The organism is Agaribacter marinus, assembly GCF_030160655.1.
In the GTDB taxonomy this organism is placed as follows: Bacteria; Pseudomonadota; Gammaproteobacteria; order Enterobacterales; family Alteromonadaceae; genus Glaciecola; species Glaciecola marina.
This window is the reverse complement of record NZ_BSOT01000005.1, coordinates 206,490-230,659: the sequence shown is the minus strand read 5'-3', so window position 1 is coordinate 230,659 and position 24,170 is coordinate 206,490. Positions and strand designations below refer to the sequence as shown.

Below are 24,170 nucleotides of genomic sequence, written 5' to 3'. Positions count from 1 at the left end.
TTCTATTGAAACCTAGATAACCGTAAGACATTAAATAGTTTATCAACGGTGTTTTCTATAGTTACTGTTGCCGCAACACCTAGCTTTTGTGCCATAGTTTTCTTTGATTCATATTTTAGCTTATACAACGCGAAATCTTCATTCGCTTTTAATAGGTAATCATCCGACGTTTGCAACGCATCGACAAGCGATAAATCCAACGCTTGCTGACCGTACCAATATTCGCCTGTCGCGACTTTACTCAAGTCTAAACTATCTCTATTTTGCTTAACATGGTGTTTAAATAGCTCATGCACCCCTTCTATCTCTTCCTTAAATTTAGCGCGCCCTTCATCATTGTTTTCACCTAACATGGTAAGTGTGCGTTTAAATTCACCCGCAGTATGCATTTCAAAATCGATGTCGTTTTTCTTTAATACCTTATTAAAGTTTGGCAATTGAGCAATAACACCAATCGAGCCGACAATAGCAAACGGCGCAGCAATCACTTTATCAGCAACGCAGGCCATCATGTATCCACCACTTGCCGCAACTTTGTCAATACTGACGGTCAACTTAAGATCTGCATCTTTAATACGCTGCAATTGCGACGCTGCTAAGCCATATCCGTGTACAACGCCGCCACCACTTTCGACATTAACGAGCACTTCGTCTTTATCTTTAGCAACGCACAAAATAGCTGTTACTTCTCGGCGTAAATTATCCACTTCTTTGGCCATAGATGAACCAATAAAATCGATAACAAAGAGGTTAGGTTTGCTTATATCTTCAGCTTTTTTATCCTCTTTCTTGCGAGATTTTTGTAATTTTTTCAACTCATCTTTAGACAAAAGCATTTGCTCAGAATGCCGCTTTATACTTTCAAATTCATCCGATATTGAGTCGAACACCAAATTACCAGCACCCGCTTTCTGTTTACTTGCAATACCGACAACTACCGCAACAACAGCAATGATGGCAATCACTAGTGTCAGCGCTTTGGCTAAAAACAAGCCATATTCAAATAAAAATTCCAAAAAACACTCCAATTGTTAATCATTACTAATTCACTCTCAGCTCTTTAATCATATGGGCATAATCCTAAAGCAAAAGGCCTATTGTTGAGTTTTTGAAGAAGCGTAGCTTCAAACCATATTTTCAATTTACGTAGTAACCAATAAATCCGATATTAAAGGGTCTTCATTCACCTAGAGAGTGCATTGGCATTGTAGCGCCAAATATTTGCCACATCAGTTAAGCTCATTTACACAAAAAACCCACTAATTGAGCTCAACTAGTGGGTCGTATTAAATGATTTATGGCTAAACTCAACTAACTAATTTTGTACTACCCCTTCGTTAGTCACCTGGATCACGCGACCACCAGAGGCTAAAAATCCAGCGACTTGTAACTGCATTTCCAAGGTAACCGCCGGATCACTTGCCGGATTAATACTGCTTGCATGCGCTCCTGAGTTAAACTTAACATGACCACTCACGGGTTCAGTAGATTGTATGGTAGACACCACGTCTTGTAAGTTCATAATACCGGCAAGTGGCAATTGCCCAGATGTGGGTAATGCAGTTGACACCGGAATAACTTGATCGGGTAAATTGTCACCACCATCCCCAACAACCGTCATCATATGCACAGGTGTATTTTGACCTAACAGGCCAAAATAATTTATTGGATCACCTGAATCAACAACAGTTTGCGCTGCAAACGTAAATTGCGCCAGCAAAGCATTGACCACGGCACTCTGTTCAGGTGTTAAATTCGCAATAAATGTAGTAGTGGCTTGCGCTAGCTCCGCGTCACTTGGGCCATCAGGAAATTGCGAGGCGATAAAGGTTTGAAATTCTACACTTCCACCTAGCAAAATATTAGCTGTAATCAACGGCCCAAAAGATGGCGACTGAAGTAAAAATGTGGCTAAACCACCTCCTGGGGCATCAAGTGAAGCCGCTTTTATTTCAAACATTCCGCTCAGCGGTGCTAAGGGTCCACTTAACGGTAAATTCGCAATAGCCACGAAATTCCCACCAGTAATCGCACCTAAAGAAACCCCCATCAAAGATACATCTGAACCATTTAATTCAACGACATCTAAACCACTAGCATCGACTAATGCGTTTAAACCCAACCGCAGCCCTAACAAATCTGAGACCGACTGCCTCACGTTATCGCGTGCCGTAGGCAAACTAGACAAATTCAAAAATGCTAACGGCGTACCGCCGTCGGCTCTGGATGCAGTGATTTCTTTACCAGGTGACAGTGGGTTCACATCAAATCCACGTGAGCCATGTACGGGTAAATCGATGGCGACGGTTGCAATGCCTGCTAGTGACAAGCTCCCAGTGATCGATAACATGTCTTCTTTTCTTGACGTAATACCATGTACTAATATTGCCACCGGCCAACCCGCTTCAGGCTTTTCAATGTTAAAGCCCAATGCGCTTGCTACAACAGGGTTTGGCACTGTTACTTGTACCTCTAGGTTTTCCAAGCCTTGCTGGCTACCTTTCATCATTGGCACTGGATTAAATTTGGTGATGTTGCGGGCGGGATCTACTTTTACCCCATTCACTCTTAGATCTCTCAATGAAACAGACTGACAGAAAGTATCATTTGGCCCCGGAGTTGCTGTTGCTAAAGCACTTCCTGCACCTTGTAATACAACACCAGAGTCACACGCTGCTTCCCAAAACTCATTCAAGGGCGCTAATGGATTGTCTGCCCGAGGTACAGCCGAGTAATACGGCAAGGAAATATTTGCATCAAACACAGTTGCCGCACACAAGGCACCCGCGCCTTGACCTAACACAGTGCTGCTTATTGTCTGCGCTAACTGGTTTAAGCCAACATCGGCAGCGGCGCCAAATGTCTGCCCAGTCGCAAGGGTAAATTGTCCACCGGCTGCAGCCAATAAACCATTACACGTCGTTAGTGATGAAAAGTTGCTTAGCTCAACAACAGGCGCCAAAGGCGCTAGTTCCGGCGTCGTCGCCACAGCACCTTCAATTGCAAGATCAATTGCCGCTTGTTGCACAACACCCAATTGCTCCATCGCATTGCCGGACGTTTCTCCAACGACAACCGCGGGTAAGGCCGCTGGGTTTTGAGTTGTTGCAAATGGTGCAATATGTAACTGCTTAACGGTGGCTAAAATATTCGTCGTTGACTGTGTGGTAAACGCTGCTGCATAACTAATCTGCTCTCTTTGCAATCCAACACTGGCAAGCGAGTTGATATGTGCGTTAATTAAGGTTTGTAATTGCAATTGAGACGGACTAGCCAACGGATGTGTACTAATATCTTGTTTAACTAAATCCCATGTAGTCGACCCTAACACAGGATTTCTAGCGGTGTCCATTAAGGCGTTGGTGACGACTAACATATGGCCTTGACCACCTTTCATTGGGCGTAGCGGCACGATGTTAATGGTATCTCTATCAGCTAACGTTGCGACGAAGTCTTGCCCAAAAATAAGTTCATCACCAATCTTACAGCCTGCAGACGGAATCGCCACTGCGGCACATTCAGGATCATTTAAGTCTAACCCTAAGGTTGCCTCATATATTTTGACACCTGCGGCTATTGTGCTCTCATCAAGCGACACGCCAACAGGCACGTTAATATTAATTTGAAATGGCGCATTAGTAGACCAACCATCTAAAATATTTAGCGCATTTTGAGGATCCGCAAAATCACTTGGATCATCCACAGGAATATTTAATGTAAAATCAAAGAAACCGTCGTCACCCGGTAACATCAACAAGTCATTTGGAATGTTTAAATTACCATTTGCAGGGTCAAACACAATTCTTGAAGAGGGTGTTTGCGCGGGCGTGTCATTTCGTATGTCTTCAATCGTTTCACCGCCACACCCAACAAGCCCAATTGCGGCCAAGATACTTGTGCTCAGTAACAGTTTTCTCATTCTATCTCCCTACCAATATAGATATTATGTAATTGTTATACGCTAAGGGTGGTCATTAGTTCTGTCGCTTTGAACTTAGGCTTGCGTGTGCTTAACCAACAAGTATGACCAGTTGTATTGTAGCCTATATTATTGACTTTACCTCCATTTTGCAAAGTGTTTGTAAACAATATGTAATAAAAGCCACAAATATTGCCTTAAGTATTGTATGTCCCTTTAGCTAATTCAAATTATGGTCTAACATTCTTCTACTTTTTAACTAATCGAAGTCCTTATGTCCTTAGACCACCCGCATTTCTCTTTTGAAAGTCACGAAAAAAGCCTCGAAAATAAAGTTATTTTAATTACTGGCGCAGGCGATGGAATTGGCAAGCAAGCTGCACTTTCTTATGCGAGTAGTGGTGCCATATTGATTCTCTTAGGTAAAACAGTAGAAAAATTAGAACGTGTCTACGACGAAATCATTCGTCGTGGCGGCAAACAGCCGAGTATCGTGCCGCTCGATTTGGCGGGAGCAACACTTAGTCATTATGAAGGGATGGCAGATACAATTTCTGGCGAATATGGTCGATTGGACGGTATATTGTTTAACGCAAGTATACTTGGCAATTTGTGCCCTTTTGGACAAATAAAAGAATCTGAATACGACAACGTCATGCAAGTGAATTTAAAAAGCCAATTTTTGATAACGAAAGCGCTACTACCGCTGCTAAACGAAGCAGAATCAGCGTCAGTGGTGTTTACTTCATCGTCCGTTGGTACAAAAGGTCGTGCGTTTTGGAGCACCTACTGCGTGTCTAAATTTGCGACAGAAGGGATGATGCAAACCCTCGCTGATGAGTACAAAAATACGCATCTTCGTTTTAACAGTATTAACCCAGGTCCCACCAAAACGGATATGCGAGCAAAAGCATTTCCGGCTGAAGACCCGAGTTTACTCAAAACACCATTGCAAATAATGCCAACGTATATTTATCTGATGGATGATGTATCTAGAGGCATTAATGGGCAATTGCTTGATTGCCAGCCCAGTTAAACAAACCACTAAAAAAACAAAAGACAAAGCTCGCTTTTAGCGTATAGAGCAAAAATACTTTGTCTTGTGGTATTTGCTCTAATGTTACCCGGCCTGCTCAACCTTTGCCCAAGTATCTCTTAGCTCAACAGTGCGATTAAACACTAGTTTGTCAGTCGTGCTGTCTTTGTCTACACAGAAATACCCTTGGCGCTCAAACTGATAAGACTGTAACGCGTCCGTATCGCTACTTATTGTTACTTCTTCAGACAATGCATGCTCTACCTTACCGTGCATCAGCGTTAAAGATGTAGGGTTAATGCTCCCTGTAAAGTCTTCTTCCCCTGCAGGGTTAGGAACGTTGAATAGGCGGTCATACAAGCGAATTTCAGCATCTTTTGCATGTACAGCACTCACCCAGTGGATTACGCCTTTCACTTTGCGCCCATCCGCAGGATCCTTACCTAAGGTATCCGCATCATAGGTACAAAAAATTGTAGTGATATTGCCCGCTTCATCTTTTTCAACTCGATTGGCTTTCACAACGTAGGCGTTACGCAGCCTGACCTCTTTTTCGAGCACGAGACGCTTAAACTTCTTATTCGCTGCCTCTCTGAAGTCTTCCTGCTCAATAAAAATCTCTTTTGCGAAGGGAACTTTACGCGTACCCATATCTGGATTATTCGGGTGATTTGGTGCATCAAGCCATTCGACGTGCCCATCATCCATGTTTTCGATAATTAGTTTTACAGGTGCTAGTACCGCCATTCTGCGCGGCGCACTAACGTTCAATTCATCACGAATACAGGCTTCCAACATGCTCATTTCGACCATGTTTTCCATTTTCGTTACACCAATACGCTGACAGAACTCTCTCACCGAACTGGCAGTATATCCGCGACGCCTTATCCCAGCGACAGTCGGCATTCTAGGATCATCCCAACCGCTCACATGAGATTCTTCTACCAGTTGAATCAATTTACGCTTACTTAACACAGTATATTCTAAATTTAGGCGGCTAAATTCATACTGGTGAGGAATAGTGTCAACCGACACATTTTCGACTACCCAATCGTACAAACGGCGATTGTCTTGAAACTCAAGCGAACACAAAGAATGTGTAATACCTTCGATGGCGTCTGACAAACAATGTGTAAAATCATACATTGGATAGATGCACCATTTGTCACCCGTTTGATGGTGATGCGCAAACTTAACGCGATAAAGAATAGGATCACGCATACACATAAATGCAGAGGTCATGTCTATTTTTGCTCTAAGACTGCACTGCCCTTCTTTGTATTCGCCATTTTTCATTTTTTCAAAATGCGCAAGGTTTTCTTCGATGCTAGTATCACGGTAAGGGCTATTTTTTCCCGGTGCCGTTAGGGTACCGCGCATTTCGCGTACTTCGTCTTGAGTACTGAAATCAACATACGCTAAACCTTTTTCAATCAACTCCACCGCAAAACCATAGAGCGCATCAAAATAATCTGAAGAATAACGTTCTTTACCCTGCCATTGATAACCTAACCATTGCACATCGGCTTTGATCGAATTCACAAAATCGATATTCTCTTTCTCTGGATTAGTATCATCGAAACGTAAATTACACATTCCCTGATAATCCTGAGCAATATCAAAATTCAAGCAAATTGATTTTGCATGCCCAATATGTAAATACCCATTTGGCTCCGGTGGGAAGCGAGTGGCTATTTTGTCATGAAGCCCTGCAGCGAGGTCTTTATCAATGATTTGACGGATAAAGTTGGTCGGACGTGGCGCAGTCTCGGCCATATAACGCAATTCCTTATTCTATTGTTAGTCTTATATTTAGATTGATCCCTACTTGGAATAAACCAATACATTAGGATTATGCAGCAAAGTATACCATTATCGTAAGCTCGCTAGCATGTCATTTTTTAGACCTGTTTGTTTTTATTACTTGAACCGGTCAGTCGAGCTAGTGTATAAGAAATCAAAGTAAATTAAATAGATCTTAAATGAAAAAAGCCACGTCGTTCGACATTGCCCATATGGCCGGAGTTTCTCAATCAACGGTTTCTAGAGCCTTGAGTGATAGTCCATTGGTGAATAAAGAAACGAGGGATCGAGTGAAGCAAATTGCTTTAGATCTCAACTATAAGGTAGATAAAAATGCCAGCAATCTGCGTAAGCAGCATAGTCAAACACTTGCGCTTCTCTTATTCGAAGACCCTACCAATGATGATTCTTTAATTAATCCATTTTTCATCAGTATGCTAGCGAGCATCACTAAGGCTACCGCAGACGCCGGCTATGATTTATTGGTGTCATTTCAAAATTTGAATGATGATTGGCATGCAGAGTATGAAGATTCAAACAAGGCCGACGGCTTGATTCTATTAGGATATGGATCATACACGGATTATGAATACAAGTTATCTCAACTCGAAGAACAAGGCACACGCTTTTTACGTTGGGGAGCACCCGATGAAAATCATCCCGGCGTATCGATTGGCTCCGACAATTTTTTAGGCGGTTACATGGTCGCTCGCCACTTAATTGGCTTAGGCCATCGCAAGTTTGCGTTTTTAGGCGAAGCAAATGTGGGGGCGCCAGAGTTTTTAGCCCGTTACGACGGTTGTCAGAAAGCACTAAACGAAGCCAAAGTTGATACGTCTAGCATGTTACAAATAGACGCAATTTCTACGGATTTAGATGGGTTTGAAGCGGCTGAAAAGTTACTCGCCAAAATCGACCACATAAGCGAATTAGACGCAATTGTCTGCGCATCCGACCTTATAGCAATGGGCTGTATTCGCGCAATAAAATCTAAAGGCTACAAAGTACCACATGATATTGCCGTCGTGGGCTATGACAATATTCAAGTAAGTGAATTTGCGTCCCCTCCTTTAACCACTGTTCATCAAAACACATTACTTGCAGGGGAACTATTAGTAGGCAATCTTTTAAAAATGATAAAAAATGTACCTGTTGATGACTTATTGATGCAGCCTGAATTAATCATTCGTCAGTCTTGCGGTGCAACGTCGCAATGTTAAGTACTCAACGTCGCAATGTTAAGTACTATTTAGCTCTTTCTTAAAATGTTCAAGTAAAGACAAGCCGATGCCTTTGTCGCTATTTTGAGAATCGTTGTTAGCCTCAAGAAAGTGATTAAACCCTTCTATCATCGGCTTCCCTTCTCTACTTTGCTGTTTAATCTTCTTAAACCCCATCGACCAATCAGGAAAGTTGCGGGAGAACACCATTCTTTTTGAAAGCAATTCTATATTCTCATGTCGATGGTCTTGCTGAATTGACGCAAATAACGCGTTCACTTGATTAGAGTGCCCTTCTAGCACCTGAATAAATGTTGAGCTTCCGTCGAAAAGCAACATACCAGTAATCGAACATTTTTTATTGTTAGCTCTTGCGCTTTCTAATAATCTAAATAAGTCATCGGTTGTAAACGACACCTTAGCCCTACTCATATAAACTAATTCAATATTCATACGATCCTAAAAGTTAGTACTTTAAACGAGTGCATATCAATGTTATTTTCTGTACATATTGTAACCAAAAAAGGTTCATTGTATTATTGCTTCATTATTAGACTTTAGTCTAGGGATTTTTGAACATAATGAATTTCGCATATATGCAAAATATACTCGACACCACTGTTGATAAAATATATAGACTCATAGGTTATTCAAGAGATGATGTAGTAACTTATGGAAAATTCAGAATCTCAGCCTCATTAAAATCCAACAGAAAATTTCAACATTTACGCGAACTAGTATACAAAGATGAACTCACCGGTCTTCTAAACCGCAGGGCATTTTTAGAGGGCGCAGAAAGAAGTATTCAATCCGCCACGATACTGCAGCACCAGCTAAATTTAGTTTTTATTGATGTAGACAATTTTAAACAAATTAACGACACATATGGACATGCAGCAGGTGACGAGGCACTTATCAAGCTTGCCCAGCTACTAAAAAGCTCACTCAGAGGAAGCGATATCATTGCCAGAATAGGCGGTGACGAATTTTGCATTGTCATTGCCGGAAACGACAACACTGAAGTAAACAACATACTCAGTCGATTGAAACAAAAAATATCACATGTCCAAGTTTCAGAGCACTGGGCCTTCACCTGTAGTTACGGTATTTCTGCTTTTCTCAAGGATGGGATTACTACAGATGACTTATATAAAGCAGCAGACAACGCAATGTATGCTAACAAACGAATGAAATATGCTACCGAATAAGCCTCGTCATATTAATCCATAGCAATCAACTTTTTGACCATCGCAGGTATGCCTGCAACCAACGCATATGCTGGGACGTCTTTATTCACGACGGCACCAGCGGCAATTACCGCGTTATTACCAATAGTGACGCCGTCTAAGATTTTAGCCCCCATACCAATCCACACATTATCGCCTACCGTGATCGGATTCGCAGTTTCTAGACCCTTTTTCCGTTGTTCTGGGTTTAGTGGATGAGTAGCCGTGGAAATGAGTACCCCTGGCGCTAACATTACGTCATCACCAAAGGTGACTGGCGCAGCATCTAAAATAACCACGCCGTGATTTGCATAAAAGTTCTTGCCAGTGCGAATGTTATATCCGTAATCACAATAAAAAGTTGGCTCAATCCATGCTCCTAAGGTTTGTCCAAATAATGACTTTATTAACTTTCGACTACCTTTTCTATCATCGATGTCGTGCATATTAAATTGATGACAGATGCGTTTAGCATTCGCGCGGTCATGCTGCAAGGCTTTATCACTAGGAAAATACGCTAGTCCCCGCAGCATTTTTTCTTTCTCACTTAATTTTTTAGTCTCTTCGCTCATTGCGCATTAACGCTTTAACCCGTTGATGTATATGTAAAGTTTACGCTTTTTCTTTTACAAAACATACTGAAATTGCGGCCGCAACCATAAATGCACCAGCCAATACGATGATATTGATGGCAGTGTTATCAAAAACGTACTTTAAAATTAGCCCCGCAGTTAAGGCACTAACAATTTGCGGTGCCGCGATGGTAAAGTTAAAGATTCCCATATATATACCGGTTTTTTCTGCCGGTAACGCGCCAGCTAACATGGCATACGGCATAGCCAAAATTGCCGCCCACGCTATGCCTACACCAATCATTGGGAACAACAAATTAAGTGCACCTTGTGGCACCGTCACTTGCGTGATTAATAGGTTAACATCAACCATGGTTAAATCTTGGAAGAAAAGAAAGCTAATGTATCCAAAACCGCCAAGTGCTAGTGATGCTGCATAAATTGTCTTTCGACCAAACTTGTCCGCTAACTTCGCTAAAAATATTGCAAATATTGCCGCAAACAGTGAATAGGCAGCGAAAATAATACCGACCCAATCGCCAGCGGCACCTTTCGCTGCAGCGATGTCTGCGGGTACTCCTCCTACGCTGGCAATAAATGACTGATCAAACCATTTTTTGTCAATGCCCCAAATGTGTTGGGCTATCGCATTGTTTGTATATACCCACATAATAAACAGCGCAAACCATGAAAAAAACTGCACAATTGCGAGCTGCTTCATTACTGTAGGCATGTTTTTAACTAGTGATAAAAAATCTGTAAACTTTTCACCAAGCGGTTTACTTTTGGCGTACTCCGCATCAACTTTTTCTTTGTCCACGCCCTTAAATGCGTAGTAGTCTTTTGGTGCATATTCTTTTGTGCGAAAAACTGTCCAAAGTACAGTACCAAACAAGACAGTAGCGCCAATATAAAACGCCCAAATCACGCTTTCAGCAACTTGTCCTTGTGACGATGTATTTTCTAAACCAATGACATTCGTTAGTACAAATGGCAAGATTGACCCAACGACTGCGCCAATGTTAATGAGTACGGTTTGCACTGAATAACCCACATTACGTTGCGATGCAGGCACCATATCTGAGACCAATGCTCTAAAGGGTTGAAAACAAACATTAAACGACGCGTCCATGATGGCAAGCATTAATACCCCAAAGATAATTGGGACAATGAATACTGTGAATAGAGACGCATTTGGCATCAACACCATACCAATAGCCGCAGCGAGAGCTCCCCCCAAGATAAAAGGCTTTCTGCGCCCCAAACGATTCCATGTCCTGTCAGATGCAGCACCCACAAAGGGTTGAACAATTAATCCCATCAATGGCGCCACTAACCAAAAGAAAGAAAGCGAATGTGGGTCAGCACCTAAGTCAGATAAAATACGACTCGCATTGGCATTTTGTAGCGCAAAACCAAATTGCACACCTAAAAAACCGAAACTAACATTCCAGATTTGCCAAAAGCTTAATTGTGGTTGTTGTTTAGCCATATTACTTCCATTGTGTAGCCTTATGTCTCTGCCTTATAAATTAAGGAAATAAAACACATGACCATTAAATTGTTAATTTTATGTAACTTGGTAGAGCATTGTACGTTGAAGCTAGGCAATTCACCATGCACCTGCATACGTATTCAGTTGAACGCTATGATTTAACAAATGGATATATTTCGTACTGTATTCATGTTAAAAAATTAATACTAAAAGTGAAACAAAAGTAAAAGTGATGACAATACCTACTAAACACAATATCAAATTAATTTAATGTACCAAGGTTTGGAGTATTGATGAGAACTACATCAGCAACTAAAATTTTTGCAGTGTTGCTAACGCTGGCAGCAGTATTGATAGCTGTCGCCATAATTGTGCCGATAAACGGTCAAGCGGGAGATGGGCTGTATCGTTTTTTGGGTCGATTTCACGTACTTATTTTACACTTCCCTATTACACTTTTATTGCTTGCCCCCTTTATTTGGCTACTTAGTCGCACTAAGCGATTTTCTCATTATCAATCAATAGTTTTACCTCTATGGTGGTTGGGCTCATTGAGTGCAGCAGCCACAGTTACTATGGGTCTTCTTCTAGCAGCTAATGAGGGGTTTACGTTTGAAGAAGTACAGCAACACATGATAGCTGGCCTAAGTGTAGCGCTGATCGCTTTTATATGTACCGGCATTGCGAATTATTTGGACAGCAACAACACAACAATCAACAAAAAACTGAAGCTGTTGCCAGCGGCTGCCAGTGCAGTGCTTGTTACGAGTATTTTTGTTGCAGCACACGCAGGTGGTAACCTCGTCCATGGTGAGACCTATTTAACGCGATTTTCTCCTGAACCGCTTAGAACATGGCTTTCAACACCTAGCCAGCAACTTGAATTGTCTTCGGTTACCGACCAACATTATGTATCAGACGTTCGACCTTTATTAAAAAAATACTGCTTTGATTGCCATGGAGCAGATACTCAAAAAGGCAATGTTCAGTTAGATAACCTCGACCCCGATTTTGTTGGCGGCGTTGACGCCTCTCATTGGCACTCCGCATTAGATATGATTAATTCTGGCGAAATGCCGCCTAAAAAGAAGTTGCAACCAACAGATGATGAGCGCAGAGAAATTGTAGCATGGATGACAAAAGGCATTCGCTTAGCCAAGGAAGCCAAAAAAGGCGATAGCCAATACGTCATGCGGCGCCTTACAAAAGACCAATACACGAATACACTACAAGATTTGTTGGGTGTAGCGGTTGATTTTGGCGCTGAATTGCCAGATGACCCAATGTCAACCATGGGGTTTAGTAATAGCGGCGAACTGCTGCAAAGCTCTACCTTACACCTTGAATCATTCGAGACCATTGCCCGCGTCGCGCTAGAAAAAGCAATTAACTCGACGGAAAAACCCAAAGTTCATCACTACCGCATGTACTTTGGAGATAAAATTGGCCTTGGTGAAAAAAATACACTTTCAGCAGGTTACCTTGATACTCCTTTGCACCAGCACAACTTCAAAATAGAAACCATGAATGATGCGCAACATTTGTCGTCGACTAAGAAGTTCTTTAGTGCCAGCTTACGAGGCTCAGACCAACGCAGATTTTCAGTGCTTGAAGACAGCATATCTTTATACTCAGCGAAACCGCACAAAGAAACGACTATCGCGGGCCAATATGGCGCTTGGCATGGGCCATCACCCAACCTAGCTATGCAAATTAAAGATCAGTACCCAAGAGAAGGTGATTTTGTAGTACGGGTCAAAGCGTCAAAGGGCAACGGCTTCACAAAATTGAAAGACGCTCTCACAGCCATTCCACCAAATAAACCAATCGCGACCTTAGAAAAAGGTCAGCTCAATCAAACACTACAATTTGGAGAGCTCGCAAGAGTGCCTGCACCAGCCTCTAAATTTACAGGTCTAGATGGGCTCGTTTATGATAAAGCATCAGGTACAATTACCAACAGTAACGAAGGTAAAGACGTCTCGTTGAGCGGGCCTATTGTACTTGAAGATTTGAAAAGCCACTTGTATCAAATTGATTTGCTTCACCCTGAGCTACCACCTAATACTGAATCAACCTTCACCTTAACAATCCGCCCATATAAGCCGATGACAATAACACTCAAGCCCACTGGGCAAGCTCCCACAGGGGAACTGGTCGTGTCATCTATTGCGATTGGTTATATTTCAAAACCTTGGCACCACACACTTATTAAAGGTGATAAGTATTTTCCAGGATTCAATCAATTTGTATTTACAAAATTAGATGACGCTCACCCAATTGCGACGTCTTTTCCCAAACAATACTTCGATAACCCAATAGATAACGATGCTACACCGGTATTAATACCGTATTTAGGTACCCGCACCGATGATGGTATGGACTATAAAACGTTCTCACAAGCAGTGGATGTCAGTAACACAGAAACAGGACAAGTGTATGAATTTAAAGGACGACTCGAAAACCTACCCGTTCCCTACCATGGTACTCAAGGCGACCATATCACCAGTAGCAGTCTAAAAATTGGTGTATGGAATGATGATAAGATAAAATCAGAAACTCAAAACGGCTCTGTTATCAATGTCGAATACATTGAATTTGAAGCACCATATTTTGATCAATGGCCAACAACACAACATCAACGCATTTTTATTCCGTCTTCGCATCCGAAAGGCAGCGAGGCGTATGCCAAAGAAGTCATCTCTACGTTCGCACAACGAGCCTTTAGACGTGCAGTTAGTGACGATGATATTTCACACTTCATGGCATTGTGGCATGACATAAAAGATGACTTCGACAGTTTTGAAGAGGGCATAAAAGAAACTTTGGTTGCAGTACTAAGCTCACCAAACTTTCTCTTTCTGGTTGAGCCTCAGCGCAATGAAACTGAAATTGCAAGTCGACAGGAGCAGACTAGCTTAATTTCAAACGTTAAATCGCTCTTTATGGTTAACTCAGCACACGCAAGCCAATCAACACAAAGTATCGACGAATATGCGTTAGCAAATCGCTTGTCGTATTTCTTGTGGAACTCCCCTCCTGATGAAGAATTATTGCATTTAGCGGCAAATAATCAACTAAGTAGCCAATTAGAGGCGCAACTACAACGTATGCTAAAAGACGAAGAAAAGCTTATGCGTTTCATTAAGGTCTTTAGTAAAGAATGGCTACGCTTAGACCGTCAACAAATGCAATCTGTGGATGTAGACACATACCCAGACTACACACGCTTCGTCAAGCATGATATGCAACAAGAAACATTGCAGTTTATGCGATTGCTGATGCAAGACAACCTTAGTGCACTTAACATCATTGACTCTGACTTCGCGATGCTTAATCAAAACCTTGCTGAGTTTTATGGTATTCCTAACGTTAAAGGTCGACACTTTAGACCGGTGTCATTAACAAGCAATAAGCCGTCACCTGAGCGCATGCGAGGAGGACTGCTCTCGCAGGGTGCCTTTTTAACTGGTCACGGTGATGGCGTGCATAGTCACCCCGTCAAGCGGGCAGTTTGGGTGAAACAAAAAATACTTGGGGATGAGCCCCCGCCTCCGCCGCCTAACGTACCTGACTTAGATCCTGAAACGCCAGGATTTGAGAAATTGACATTAAAGCAGCAACTCGAAATGCATAGAGATAAAGAATCATGCAGAGACTGCCACGCCAAAATTGACCCATTTGGGGTTGTATTCGAAAACTATGATGCAGTGGGCCGATATAGAGCAGCGTATAAAAAGCTTCCCATAGACGCATCATCAATATTGCCTGATGGAACAAATGTAAATGGTATCTCAGACATAAAAACATACCTAATGAAACAACAAGGCGATGAAGTTGTTCGCTCGTTGCTGAAACACTTATTTAGTTATGCCTTGGGTAAGGATGTCAGTTTTCATGACGACGAAGAAATTGACTCTATACTGCAGGCCGTCAAGAATAATGAGTATCGCATGCAAAGCATACTATTTCACATTATTTCCAGCCCGTCATTTTTAAACACTCAGGGAGCAAATTCATGAAACGCGTTAAACCATTTAGATTGAACCGACGCAGCTTTATTAAAGGCCTAGGCGTTAGTGCATGTTTACCGTATATGGAATGTATGGCTGACACAAATCAAACGGGTATTAGAACATCGCCACCAAAACGTATGGCTTACATATATGTACCCAACGGTGTCGGTTTACCTGACGAACATTCTGAGTATAAAGATTGGCATTGGTTTCCTACTAACGAAGGAAACAACTACAAATTTACAAAGGTACTGGCATCGCTTGAGAAACACCGTAGTGACATAACAATAATCGGTGGCTTAAGTCATCCCAAATCGCGCAAATTATTGGGCCACATTGCAGGTGACACCTTCTTAACTGGCGGCGACTTACGTGGTGAATACAAAAACTCGATATCCGTTGATCAGTTTGCAGCCACAGTCAAAAAATCTGCAACAAGATTTCCGTCGCTTGTGCTGTCTGCAGATGGCGGCGTTGGATTTAAGTCACGCGCATCTACATTGTCTTTTGATAGCAGAGGCTCTGCAATACCATCTGAACATAGCCACCGTAAAATCTTTGAGCGTTATTTTACTCAAAACGGAAAAGGCGTGAGTGACGAACGTAGAAAAAGCCTAGAAAGACGAAAAAAGGTTGTCGACCTCTTACTTGAAGATTCAAAGCGTCTACAAATAAAATTAGGTCAGCAAGACAAATACCGCTTAGATGAACATATGAGCGCTCTTAACTCAATTGAAGAGCAAATTCAGCGAAATGAAGCATGGCTAGATATTCCGCTGAAGAATTTTACCGCGGACCATCTAGATATGGCGGTCGACGCAAAGATTGACCCCCAAGCATATATTAGAACGATGTATGACCTTATTGTGTTAGCCTTTAAAGTGGATTTGACTGAAGTAGTGTCTTATATGATTGCCCGAGAAGATGGTATGGGGTTTGGTGATAACTACCCAAGACTAGCCTTAGGTCTGAAAAAAGGACATCACGGCATCAGCCATGATAAAAGTACTGGGCACTGGCTTGAATGGGGGCAATATGATCAGTGGTTGGCTAGTCACTTCAGTTATTTTATTTCACAAATGAAAAACACTACTGATGAATTTGGCTCTTTGTTAGACAATACACAAATTCTCTACGGTAGTGCATGCAGTACTACACACAACGCACGCAATTACCCGTTGATTTTGGCAGGCGGAAAAAACATGGCAATTCAACACGGTAACTATTATAGATTTACTGACGAATTGCCTTTAGCGAATTTATTTGTCCATATGCTTAACAATGCAGGCGTACCTGCTGCGCACTTTGCAGACAGCGTTGACGTAAACGATAATTCCTATATTGGCGATTTAGCCAATATATTTGGACATAAATCAGCGACTTTAAGCTTGTAAGTTAATACACAAAATATGAATGTAATAATAAAAAAAATAGGACGCTATCATGCAAGCGAATATATCTAGCAGCCAAGCTGAAACAGCAGGCAGAACAGCCGGTGTTATAGGCGAAACAGCGATTATTCACAAGGGCTTGTTACTGCCTTTTATATTAATTACTGCTTGTTTTGCCCTGTGGGGTGCAGCGAATAACATGACTGATTTGTTGGTGCCAGCATTTCAGAAAGTACTCAGTATGAGTCAATTGCAGTCATCATTTATTCAATCTGCGTTTTATGGTGCGTACTTTGTAATGGCCTTACCTGCCGCATTTTTAATACAGAAATACAGCTATAAAAACGGTGTGCTAATTGGCTTGTCTATCTATGCCTTTGGTGCCGTATTGTGTTATCCCGCAAGCCAAGCGATGAGTTTTGAATTTTTCTTGCTAGCGTTTTACGTATTTGCCTCAGGCTGCGCTATTTTAGAAACAGTAGCCGCCCCCTATATTATGTCGATGGGGCCTGAGGAAACCGGCACTCAACGCATAAATTTAGCACAGGCATTCAACCCGATTGGCGTGCTAATGGGGGTATTTTTAGGTAAAGAAGTTATTTTAAAAGGCTTAAATGACGCTAACGATGCTGAACGTGCATTAATGTCTACGGAACAACTCAATGCCATTCAAAGCCAAGAGTTAGGCAACGTTGTCACTGCTTATCTTATTGTTGCACTTGTTGCGTTTGTGCTCGCTGCCTTAATATTTTTTACACGCTTTCCAGCCGGAAAAGCCAGTGACAATCTTAACGAGCTAAAAGCGTCATTCAACCGGCTTAAACAAAACGCAACGTGGAAATTTGCTGTCATTGCGCAGTTTTTTTACGTCGGCTGCCAAATAGGCGTATGGACATATGCCATCAAATTTATCATGGATAATCATACCAGCGTAACAACCGAAGCCCAAGCAGGCGAATATGTGTTTTACGGCCTATGTGTATACACTGCGTTTAGATTTATATGTACCGGGTTAATGAGCATCATCAATCCGAGTCGACTATTATCGTTAATGGCTTGTATTGCGATTGCATTAATCTGTGTCGCGGTATTTGTTGGCGGCGAAATAGGCACTTATGCCCTATTGGCTTGCTTTTCATGTATGTCACTTATGTTCCCTACAATATATGGCTTAGGTTTAACAGGTGTCGGTGAGGACAGAAAGCTTGGTGGGTCTTTTATTATTATGGCTATATTAGGTGGCGCAATTTTGGTCCCGCTACAAGGCTGGATAATTGACGTAACAGGTAGTGTGAATATTAGCTACTTACTGCCACTGTCTTGCTTTATCATTGTATTGTTATTTAGTTTGTTTTCGCACAAGGCGTTAAACAAAAGTAAATGAATAAGCAAAACGTATTATTTACTGCTTTTATCCGACAGCATCAAGCCAAGTTACGCGCGTTTATTCGTAGCATGGGCGTGCAACCAGATGCTGTTGATGACGTTGCTCAAGAAGCCTTTGTTATTGCATACAAAGAATTGACCAACTTCGACTTAGAAATGGACTTCGGCAACTGGCTTTGTGGTATAGCACGTAATGTTGTGCGTAACGATTTACGTAAACGCGCGAGGCAACATCGTATATTAAATGAAAAACTTACATATTTTTTAATGGACGAAGCAGACACACCGGACATGTCATCTGAGCAGCACAATGAAGAGATTGTTGCGCTCAAAGACTGCATAAAGGCGTTGCCGGATAAGAGTCGCGAACTTATTGTACAGCGATATTCTGATGAACATACGTCGCAAGCACTTTCAGAACATTACGGCATGTCTGCTACCTCAGTCAGACTTACGCTAATGCGCATTAGGAAAAAACTGAGAAGCTGCGTCAACTTTCGACTCGAGTATGAGCAATAGGCCCAATTATGAACACTGAGTTACATACAGAATTCGACCGGCTAATCGCATCTGTTATAGAGGGTGAGGCCTCAGATACTGAAATAGAAAGACTTATCCAATTAGGTGAACAGTCAACTGAGCTTAAACAACGTTTACGTACTCAATTAGCCATGGACAGCCTACTAAGTCAATCATTCGAACATGTGCAAAACACCGAAGACTTTGTTGACAAGGTTATCGAAAAAACCCACGTAAGTATGGAACAAAAAGCTTTCGAACAACGGGTATTGTCTTCCGTCTTATCTACAGAAAATAAAGACAGTGGTACTGACGAATTGAGTCGCAGACGTTTATCATGGCCCAAATTACCCTGGATAATTTCTGGCCTTAGCATGGCAGCCTGCCTGTTATTGTCGATTTCCTACATGACGAAGCTACACTCACCTTCCAGCAATGAGCTTGCGCAAAATACCGGGGAAATTCAACACAATGGTGTTGCCGTAATTGCAAACGCTGTGGGTCTTTCGAATGATAGTCCTTATCAAACAGGCAATGCAGTTATTCCTGGTGAACTTAAAATATCAAAAGGCTTTTTGGAGCTTGAATTTTATCAAGGCGCTCAGTTAAAAATTGCTGGCCCAGCGCATTTAGACGTGATCGATGAACAACGCGTGCGCCTTATCTCTGGTAAAGTCATGACCGACGTGCCTCAAGTGGCCATTGGCTTTACCATTGACACACCTAATTCTGAAGTCGTTGATTTAGGCACAGCAATCGGCGTACATGTTGACGAAAACGGTGACTCACAAGTACATGTGTTTGATGGACTAGTTGAAGCGCGTTCGAGCAAAGGAGGAAGTAAACTCATTGAAAAGGGAAGTGCCGTTAGTTTTGCCTCCAAAGATACAACACAATGGACATCAGCAACCGCTGAAACCAATCAATTTGAAGAGTTCTCTGACATTGATTCCCTTACGCAATCCGCAGTCAATAATAAGCATATCAAATGGAATGAGACGAAGGTACAAACATTAAAAGATCCAAGCCTCATTGCCTACTACGATTTTGAGCAAGATATAGAAAAAACGCGTAAACTCCGAAATATCGCGGATTCTTCGCGCACGACCTCTTCACATGACTATGACGGCGCAATTGTTGGCGCACAATGGGCAAAAGGCCCTTGGCCGGGCAAGTCAGCGCTTGAATTTAAGCATCCTGCAGATCGCGTACGCATTGATATAAAGGAGCAATTTACTGACTTTACACTGGCGGCATGGGTAAAAATAGACAGTTTAGACAGACAATTTAACTCACTCTTACTTACGGATGGCTTCGACAACGGAGATATTCACTGGCAACTCGGCAATTTTAATAATAAATTTGGGACCGTCGTGCTGGGTACCTCATCGTCAGAAAATAAAGGGAGAAACTATAACTTTTCACCGTTTTTCTCAGCGGCCGATTCTGGCACTTGGTATCATCTAGCCACCACAATGGACCAGACAAACAACAAAGTAAGTATCTTTGTAAACGGCTTGCAAGTACGAGAACTCGAACTTGTCAATCCATCTGACTATTGGTATATCGGCGAAGCATCATTAGGTAATTGGAACAGCTTAAGTATTAAAAGCCCCCTTAGAAACCTAAATGGCAGCATGGCTGAGTTTGTTATTTTTTCTCGTGCCTTGAGTGAAAAAGAAATAGCCAGTTTAGCACTTACGACAAACTAGCTATTTTCATAGTAGGTCAACGGCCCATATTTATTCCATTACTCGATCGAGTAACGCATGGTTGGCTTTAACTAAGTCGATATCTGCCTGCGGCACACTTTTGAGCGCTTTGAACATCCGCATTGCCCCTTGCATTTGCTCTTGCATTGCCTTCGGCATCGCTTGCACCATTTCAGGCGTTATCTCTGAAAACTGGTCATCTGTATTTTCCGCTTCTACCGCCATCATCGCAGCAGATACCCTATCGCCAACATCCGTCCATTTGGCCACTGAAGAATAACCCGCCTTTTGCAAAAACTCACTTAAGACTGTTTCCTGTTTCGGTTCTAAATTACCTAATACTTGAGACATCATTTTTATACTGCCATCATCACTCACGTCAAAATGAAAATTAGGATTGTTTGATAAGGAATCTTCAATCGACTTAATCACCGGGTTATCTGTACTCTTCAATAACTCGATAGATTTGACATACTTATCTATATCACCCTGGTCAAGTGCTGACACATTAAAAGACATGATAAACAATAAAATAGCAAGCGCCTTAGTCGCAAAAGACACGATTTTCATAAACATATTCCTTTTGTTAAATTAAACGTCATAAATAGTGGACAATACAGACAAACAAATTTGTTTCATGACCAGAGCATTAAGTCTAATTGTTATGAACAAGTTTTTATAGCCCTTATTGGCTACTTTTCATCAGCGCTAATTTTGTACCAAAACCAATAAATACAAGGCCAGTAATTGAGTTAAGCCAAACTTTAAAACGACCACTGCTCGTCACTGACTTTACGCGTGAAATCATAACAATCATCGCAGAAAACCAAAGAAAATTGACGACTGAATGCGCAGTCACTAAGGCATATGCATTTAATGCACTATCATCTACTGAAATAAACTGTGGAAACGCCGCCAAGTAAAACATTGAAACTTTTGGATTTAGCACATTAGTTAAAAAGCCTTCAAAAAATGCACTACGACTAGACATCCGTTTATTGTCTGCGGGCTGACTCTGCGACGCGGTATTATTCCGACCACTAAACGCACTAATCAATGCTTTTACACCAATCCAAATGAGATATGCAGCACCTAACATTTTAAAAATGAAAAACGCCTGTGAGGATTTAACCAAAATAAGCGATATACCAAAAATAGCCAAGGTCGCATGGACGTAAAAGGCAGCGACAAATCCAAACACATTTAGTAACCCCGCTTTTTTACCAAAAAGCGGTACCGTTTTAGTGATGAGAAAACCATTCGGGCCTGGTGATACCACAAGTAGGGTTGCCACCGCTACAAATGCTAAAATATTATTAAAATCCATAATTTTTCCTTACTAAAATTCAACATAATGCATTTACCGAAGTGTTCCATCGAAGACCACGGCAGGCACCATTTCTAATTTGACGGCACGATAAAAGCTTAACGCAGCTTCATTGTCGACTTCGGCAGCCACCCAAACGTCTTCACACCCATAGCTTTTTCCTATCACACAAAGCGCCTCAATTAGCTTAGTTGCCACGCCTTTACGTCGAAAATCCAACGACACACCAAGGTTATCGATATACAACTCCGTTGGACTATCTATATGTCGATGGACGTACGCAATAACTTGCCCAATTACCAACTCTTTATGTACCGCGACTAAAGCGATATGATTTTCCGTGTTCACAAATTCAGCCAATCTGCTTGATGAAATATCACCATCAAAGATATCTTTGTCTACATTTGCAAGTAGTTCAGAATTACATTTACTTAATTTAATTACTTTCATATATACGATTTCAAGGTTGCACTAGATTCAGGTTCAATCATACGTTTGTATCGTTTGATTGAATTTACCCACCGAATCCCTCAACGTGTTTTTTACCGATATCGCCTATTTCCTCCCAATTCGCCTTAGAATCCGCGAAGAGGTGATGTTTCACTTCTAAGTTTTCATAGCCACTATCTAATAAACTAACAGGAATATATGAATGCTTCTCGTCATTTTTACCCGGTAGCGGAGAGCCACAACGTTTGCAGAAATTAGTTAACCAGTCATGATTAGGCTTCACCCACTTTTGAACGAAGTCATGGCCACTTTTCATAGTAAGTGATTCTGTAGGCACTACGGTAACAGCAATGCCACCACTGCCAGTAGATTTCCTACAAATAGAGCAATGACAAATAAAAATGTTTTCTAAAGCAACAGACACAGAGAATGTTACTGACGCACAATTACACGAACCCTCAGCAAATATTCGATTTTCCATTTTTGTTCCATCCATTATTGTCAATTGCTCCTAATATGATCCAAAAAAATGAGGTTCTACGAGTAAGAGTTTTTATCTACACTTATAATATGAGGCAATTTAGGAAGACCAGAATTTCTTGCACCAACTTCAATACCTGTTAGTAACTATTTTACTCTTACATGCGAAATAACATGGTACTCCGCCCTACCATCTGTGCTGACAGTCACTAAATATAATCCCGTCGTTGCTCCAGCCTCTCGAATAACCAAGCATTTGCCCGTGTACAATTTCGCCAACACTCACATAGCCTTTCATCATTTGGCCTGAAAAATCGGCTTCAAATTGCCAATCGCCCGAAAGCCAAGAAAAATCAGAAATATTTGCCTTTGCATATACATCCACGTCATCGGCTCTCAAAATCTCATAAGGGAGCGCCTGACTTTCATCTTTGGCATAAACAGATTTGACGACAATAATGGGAAATAACATTAGTGTTATCAAAAATTTGCTCATATTTTTCTATCCTATTTTAAGTTTGATTTTAAAATAAGTGTGATTACCTGAACATTATAAAAACACAACAGCGCTCACGTAATTGCCCTTTACGAATACTTACCAGTTGTCTTAGTTCTTATAATCTACAATGCCAGTCTATATATAAACTTTAACGAATTAAACCCTGTCTCGACTTGAGGTCCCATATGACCTGCGCATCCACCCAATAAATGTCACCTTCAACATCTCTTTCCTCATTCACCTGAACTGAAGTTCGATTGAAAAAGAGATAATTTCCGTCAGGCGATACATAAGCACCGCCCTCCGTTCCACTCGTGTTAATTGTCGCGCCTAAGTTAATCGCCTTCCCCCACGAATCATCTCGTTGACGAAAACTGATGTAAAGATCTGTACCGCCATAGCCATCGTCTTTTTCACTATCCCAAATTAAGTAAGACTCATCAGGTGCAATAAATGGGTGAGCGGTCCATTTCCCTTCATTTATCTGAGGCGTCAATGGCCTTGGCGGCTGGCGTTCACCATTCTTAATGGTTGAAATTCGAAGCACATCATTGCTCTTATAGTCATCAAACACATAGGTACCTTTCGCTGATGCAGACAAGCGCATAATCCCCCAGTCTTCTCGTTCAAACATACGCCCCAAACTTTTCACTTCTGACCAGCCATCACCATTGCGTTTCATATATTTGTTGCCCAAATGCATGATTTTACCGTCTGGTGAGAGTATAGGCCGCCCCACTCTTGGCCCCATAACGGACGGATGCCATCGGTTATTTTCTAACTTAAAACGAATTAACGACCATTTTTCACTGTACACATTCTTTCTAGTGAAATAGAACGCTTTCATATCAGGGGAGAAAAAACCGCTATGATCACGATGCTTGGTAGATACATACCCTGGAGCAAATATTTTAGGGACTGAGCCAGGTGGTTTTTGACCCAGATATGGGCCTTCTAGGAGTGGAAATTTATCGTCGCTATAACTCTTACTACTGATTAAAAGTATCGAAAATAGCAGAATAATTAAATTACATATATATGTCACAATTTGCCCTTGTTATGAAACCAATGAATTGCGCTAATCCATTAAAATATGATTTTATTTGTGTCTAATGTAAG

20 protein-coding genes are annotated in these 24,170 nt (G+C 41.6%); 8 read left to right on the top strand and 12 right to left on the bottom strand.

The genetic code is table 11. From position 1 onward, the window contains the following. Positions 1–2: 2 nt before the first annotated feature. Both sohB and QQK00_RS02665 read right to left on the bottom strand, forming a co-directional pair. Entirely contained in the window at positions 3–1,016 is a 1,014-nt protein-coding gene (sohB, locus tag QQK00_RS02670) for a protease SohB (RefSeq protein ID WP_284215935.1), read from the bottom strand. Positions 1,017–1,315: 299 nt separating this feature from the next. Then, positions 1,316–3,919 carry a VolA/Pla-1 family phospholipase gene (locus QQK00_RS02665; protein ID WP_284215934.1) on the bottom strand — a complete coding sequence of 868 codons (2,604 nt, stop codon included), beginning with the start codon at positions 3,917–3,919 and terminating at the stop codon, positions 1,316–1,318. Between the two features lie 274 nt (positions 3,920–4,193). On the opposite strand from QQK00_RS02665, the gene QQK00_RS02660 reads away from it, so the two are divergent. Next, positions 4,194–4,955 (top strand): YciK family oxidoreductase, encoded by a 762-nt coding sequence (locus tag QQK00_RS02660; RefSeq protein WP_284215933.1) that lies wholly within the window; start codon positions 4,194–4,196, stop codon positions 4,953–4,955. 84 nt (positions 4,956–5,039) lie between these two features. Here the strand turns inward: QQK00_RS02660 and glnS are convergent, their stop codons facing one another. Then, positions 5,040–6,731 carry a glutamine--tRNA ligase gene (gene glnS / locus QQK00_RS02655; RefSeq protein WP_284215932.1) on the bottom strand — a complete coding sequence of 564 codons (1,692 nt, stop codon included), beginning with the start codon at positions 6,729–6,731 and terminating at the stop codon, positions 5,040–5,042. Between the two features lie 206 nt (positions 6,732–6,937). Here glnS and QQK00_RS02650 point away from each other — a divergent pair, with 206 nt between their 5' ends. After that, positions 6,938–7,978, top strand: coding sequence for a LacI family DNA-binding transcriptional regulator (locus tag QQK00_RS02650; RefSeq protein ID WP_284215931.1), 1,041 nt, complete (start codon positions 6,938–6,940; stop codon positions 7,976–7,978). 18 nt (positions 7,979–7,996) lie between these two features. Here QQK00_RS02650 and QQK00_RS02645 read toward each other — a convergent pair whose 3' ends face one another. Then, a complete protein-coding gene (locus tag QQK00_RS02645) occupies positions 7,997–8,431 on the bottom strand; it encodes a BLUF domain-containing protein (RefSeq protein WP_284215930.1) in 435 nt (144 codons plus the stop codon). A 128-nt stretch (positions 8,432–8,559) separates the two neighbouring features. On the opposite strand from QQK00_RS02645, the gene QQK00_RS02640 reads away from it, so the two are divergent. Further along, entirely contained in the window at positions 8,560–9,186 is a 627-nt protein-coding gene (locus tag QQK00_RS02640; RefSeq protein WP_284215929.1) for a GGDEF domain-containing protein, read from the top strand. An 11-nt stretch (positions 9,187–9,197) separates the two neighbouring features. Here the strand turns inward: QQK00_RS02640 and QQK00_RS02635 are convergent, their stop codons facing one another. After that, on the bottom strand, positions 9,198–9,776 hold the full coding sequence (locus tag QQK00_RS02635) for a sugar O-acetyltransferase (protein ID WP_284215928.1): 579 nt from the start codon (positions 9,774–9,776) through the stop codon (positions 9,198–9,200). A gap of 40 nt (positions 9,777–9,816) precedes the next feature. Further along, entirely contained in the window at positions 9,817–11,268 is a 1,452-nt protein-coding gene (locus tag QQK00_RS02630; RefSeq protein ID WP_284215927.1) for an MFS transporter, read from the bottom strand. A 296-nt stretch (positions 11,269–11,564) separates the two neighbouring features. Between QQK00_RS02630 and QQK00_RS02625 the strand changes: the two genes are divergently transcribed. From QQK00_RS02625 to QQK00_RS02605, 5 genes are read left to right on the top strand one after another with little or no spacing between them, the layout of a single operon-like run. Further along, positions 11,565–15,293, top strand: coding sequence for a DUF1592 domain-containing protein (locus QQK00_RS02625; protein ID WP_284215926.1), 3,729 nt, complete (start codon positions 11,565–11,567; stop codon positions 15,291–15,293). Next, the gene (locus QQK00_RS02620) at positions 15,290–16,681 is read left to right on the top strand and encodes a DUF1552 domain-containing protein (protein ID WP_284215925.1); all 1,392 of its coding nucleotides are present in this window, start codon (positions 15,290–15,292) and stop codon (positions 16,679–16,681) included. Before QQK00_RS02625 ends, QQK00_RS02620 begins: the two co-directional genes overlap by 4 nt. Before the next feature lie 49 nt (positions 16,682–16,730). Next, on the top strand, positions 16,731–18,062 hold the full coding sequence (gene fucP, locus QQK00_RS02615; protein WP_284215924.1) for an L-fucose:H+ symporter permease: 1,332 nt from the start codon (positions 16,731–16,733) through the stop codon (positions 18,060–18,062). Continuing rightward, positions 18,059–18,583, top strand: a complete 525-nt coding sequence (locus QQK00_RS02610; protein WP_284215923.1) for a sigma-70 family RNA polymerase sigma factor — start codon at positions 18,059–18,061, stop codon at positions 18,581–18,583. Before fucP ends, QQK00_RS02610 begins: the two co-directional genes overlap by 4 nt. Before the next feature lie 8 nt (positions 18,584–18,591). Next, positions 18,592–20,295 (top strand): LamG-like jellyroll fold domain-containing protein, encoded by a 1,704-nt coding sequence (locus QQK00_RS02605; RefSeq protein ID WP_284215922.1) that lies wholly within the window; start codon positions 18,592–18,594, stop codon positions 20,293–20,295. Positions 20,296–20,325: 30 nt separating this feature from the next. Here QQK00_RS02605 and QQK00_RS02600 read toward each other — a convergent pair whose 3' ends face one another. The 6 genes from QQK00_RS02600 to QQK00_RS02575 all read right to left on the bottom strand — a co-directional run bounded on the left by QQK00_RS02600 (position 20,326) and on the right by QQK00_RS02575 (position 24,096). Further along, positions 20,326–20,865: a hypothetical protein gene (locus QQK00_RS02600; RefSeq protein ID WP_284215921.1), complete on the bottom strand. Its 540-nt coding sequence runs from the start codon at positions 20,863–20,865 to the stop codon at positions 20,326–20,328. A 115-nt stretch (positions 20,866–20,980) separates the two neighbouring features. After that, positions 20,981–21,622, bottom strand: a complete 642-nt coding sequence (locus tag QQK00_RS02595; RefSeq protein ID WP_284215920.1) for a LysE family translocator — start codon at positions 21,620–21,622, stop codon at positions 20,981–20,983. 33 nt (positions 21,623–21,655) lie between these two features. Next, positions 21,656–22,072, bottom strand: coding sequence for a GNAT family N-acetyltransferase (locus tag QQK00_RS02590; protein ID WP_284215919.1), 417 nt, complete (start codon positions 22,070–22,072; stop codon positions 21,656–21,658). Between the two features lie 64 nt (positions 22,073–22,136). Further along, entirely contained in the window at positions 22,137–22,568 is a 432-nt protein-coding gene (locus QQK00_RS02585) for a GFA family protein (protein ID WP_284215918.1), read from the bottom strand. Positions 22,569–22,739: 171 nt separating this feature from the next. Further along, a complete protein-coding gene (locus QQK00_RS02580) occupies positions 22,740–23,048 on the bottom strand; it encodes a hypothetical protein (protein ID WP_284215917.1) in 309 nt (102 codons plus the stop codon). A 151-nt stretch (positions 23,049–23,199) separates the two neighbouring features. Continuing rightward, the gene (locus tag QQK00_RS02575; RefSeq protein WP_284215916.1) at positions 23,200–24,096 is read right to left on the bottom strand and encodes a TolB-like translocation protein; all 897 of its coding nucleotides are present in this window, start codon (positions 24,094–24,096) and stop codon (positions 23,200–23,202) included. Positions 24,097–24,170 lie beyond the last annotated feature (74 nt).

What these genes read in the sequence shown, in the direction of transcription:
- QQK00_RS02645 (WP_284215930.1), bottom strand. Translation starts at nt 8,431, where the DNA reads ATGAATATTGAATTAGTTTATATGAGTAGGGCTAAGGTGTCGTTTACA.
- QQK00_RS02590 (WP_284215919.1), bottom strand. Translation starts at nt 22,072, where the DNA reads ATGAAAGTAATTAAATTAAGTAAATGTAATTCTGAACTACTTGCAAAT.
- QQK00_RS02595 (WP_284215920.1), bottom strand. Translation starts at nt 21,622, where the DNA reads ATGGATTTTAATAATATTTTAGCATTTGTAGCGGTGGCAACCCTACTT.
- QQK00_RS02665 (WP_284215934.1), bottom strand. Translation starts at nt 3,919, where the DNA reads ATGAGAAAACTGTTACTGAGCACAAGTATCTTGGCCGCAATTGGGCTT.
- fucP (WP_284215924.1), top strand. Translation starts at nt 16,731, where the DNA reads ATGCAAGCGAATATATCTAGCAGCCAAGCTGAAACAGCAGGCAGAACA.
- QQK00_RS02620 (WP_284215925.1), top strand. Translation starts at nt 15,290, where the DNA reads ATGAAACGCGTTAAACCATTTAGATTGAACCGACGCAGCTTTATTAAA.
- QQK00_RS02605 (WP_284215922.1), top strand. Translation starts at nt 18,592, where the DNA reads ATGAACACTGAGTTACATACAGAATTCGACCGGCTAATCGCATCTGTT.
- QQK00_RS02640 (WP_284215929.1), top strand. Translation starts at nt 8,560, where the DNA reads ATGAATTTCGCATATATGCAAAATATACTCGACACCACTGTTGATAAA.
- glnS (WP_284215932.1), bottom strand. Translation starts at nt 6,731, where the DNA reads ATGGCCGAGACTGCGCCACGTCCGACCAACTTTATCCGTCAAATCATT.
- QQK00_RS02630 (WP_284215927.1), bottom strand. Translation starts at nt 11,268, where the DNA reads ATGGCTAAACAACAACCACAATTAAGCTTTTGGCAAATCTGGAATGTT.
- QQK00_RS02625 (WP_284215926.1), top strand. Translation starts at nt 11,565, where the DNA reads ATGAGAACTACATCAGCAACTAAAATTTTTGCAGTGTTGCTAACGCTG.
- QQK00_RS02650 (WP_284215931.1), top strand. Translation starts at nt 6,938, where the DNA reads ATGAAAAAAGCCACGTCGTTCGACATTGCCCATATGGCCGGAGTTTCT.
- QQK00_RS02635 (WP_284215928.1), bottom strand. Translation starts at nt 9,776, where the DNA reads ATGAGCGAAGAGACTAAAAAATTAAGTGAGAAAGAAAAAATGCTGCGG.
- QQK00_RS02660 (WP_284215933.1), top strand. Translation starts at nt 4,194, where the DNA reads ATGTCCTTAGACCACCCGCATTTCTCTTTTGAAAGTCACGAAAAAAGC.
- QQK00_RS02610 (WP_284215923.1), top strand. Translation starts at nt 18,059, where the DNA reads ATGAATAAGCAAAACGTATTATTTACTGCTTTTATCCGACAGCATCAA.
- QQK00_RS02580 (WP_284215917.1), bottom strand. Translation starts at nt 23,048, where the DNA reads ATGAGCAAATTTTTGATAACACTAATGTTATTTCCCATTATTGTCGTC.
- QQK00_RS02600 (WP_284215921.1), bottom strand. Translation starts at nt 20,865, where the DNA reads ATGAAAATCGTGTCTTTTGCGACTAAGGCGCTTGCTATTTTATTGTTT.
- QQK00_RS02585 (WP_284215918.1), bottom strand. Translation starts at nt 22,568, where the DNA reads ATGGATGGAACAAAAATGGAAAATCGAATATTTGCTGAGGGTTCGTGT.